1 protein-coding gene is annotated in these 1,395 nt (G+C 63.7%); it reads left to right on the top strand.

Annotation, left to right across the window (positions count from 1 at the left end; translation table 11 throughout):
- Positions 1–183: 183 nt before the first annotated feature.
- Positions 184–1,130 (top strand): IS630 family transposase gene (locus tag VP06_RS35105; RefSeq protein ID WP_425350923.1). Its coding sequence is split into 2 segments (ribosomal slippage): positions 184–522 and positions 525–1,130, totalling 945 coding nucleotides; the frame shifts between segments, so codons are not numbered across the junction.
- The last annotated feature ends 265 nt before the right edge of the window (positions 1,131–1,395 follow it).

Genomic DNA, 1,395 nt, shown 5'->3' with positions numbered 1-1,395 from the left:
TACGTTAACCCGTTGAATACCGACACGTACGCCTCACTATTCGTCGGCAGCGTCAGATGTTGATAAGAGACAGGAGCGTTTTCCGTTCATGTAGAAATTGCCGAGCTTGGTTATGAATAGCCGAGCTCTTATATGGGTGTCGTCTGATTGATGTTCACCCCCCCCGGCGTGTGAGGAGGAGCCATGCCGGCTGCCCTGTCCGTCGATCTCCGTTGTCGGGTCGTCGCTGCATTGGAGCAAGGCCTGTCATGCTCGCAAGTGGCAGAGCGGTTTGGCGTCAGCCCGGCGAGCGCCAGCCGCTGGCGTGCCCGGCTGAGCCGGCACGGTTCGCTGGCGGCCGATCCGATGGGAGGAGATCGTCGCTCAGCCGACCTTGAGGAGCATGCCTCGGCTCTCCTCGACCAGGTCGCGCGGACGCCCGACCTGACACTGGCCGAGTTGAAGAGGCGTCTGTCCCGGCGTGGGATCAAAACCTCGCTCAGTGCGATTGCCCGGCTGCTCGCGCGCCACGGCCTGACATATAAAAAAAGACGGCGCATGCGGCAGAGCAGCAGCTTCCGGACGTGAAGGAAGTCCGCGAGGCGTGGTTTGAGGACCAACTCGACCTGGACCCGGAGCGGCTGGTGTTCGTGGACGAGACCGGGGTCAACACCAAGATGGCGCGCCTGCGCGGGCGGGCCCCGTGCGGGGAACGCTGCCGGATGGCGGTGCCACACGGACAGTGGGCGAGCACGACGCTGGTGCTGGGCTTGCGCAGCGACGGTCTGGTGGCACCGCACCTGCGCCGCGGCGCGATGACCGGAGCGGCGTTCCTGACCTACGTGCGGGAGGAGTTGGCGCCGACATTGCGCCCAGGCGATACGCTGATCATGGACAACCTCCAAGCCCACAAGGTAGCGGGGGTGCGCGAGGCAGTTGCCGCAGTGGGAGCGCGGATCCTGTACGTGCCAGCCTATTCGCCCGACTTCAACCCGATTGAGCAGGTCTTTGCCAAGATCAAAGCGTTGCTGCGCAAAGCGGCCGCGCGCAGCGAAGACGCTCTACACCGGACTATCCAGCGCATCTTGCGCTGCTTTAAGCCACGCGAGTGCCGCCGCATCATCGCAGCAGCCGGCTACGATGCAGACTAAGATGAAAGCTCTGCTATTTCTACTTGAACGGAAAATGCTCTAGAGAAGCTTCGCGATTGCAATGCGATCGTGAAGCGCTCTAAGTGGGCGAAGCGTTGGCCTGCCAACGCAACTCTGCTTCGCCGGCGGCAGGATCGCGGAGCAGGGAAGCGGACCGCCGCGGGGGCGGCCCCTATCCCATCCCGGCGTCGGAGCCCATGATCTGTCCCGCCTTCGTGACTGGATACCGCCGGCCATCCCGTCAATGAAGCGCGGCCTGTCCTGG

The sequence above is a fragment of the Methylobacterium aquaticum genome (genome assembly GCF_001043915.1).
In the GTDB taxonomy this organism is placed as follows: Bacteria; Pseudomonadota; Alphaproteobacteria; order Rhizobiales; family Beijerinckiaceae; genus Methylobacterium; species Methylobacterium aquaticum.
This window is presented reverse-complemented; position numbering and strand designations above follow the sequence as displayed.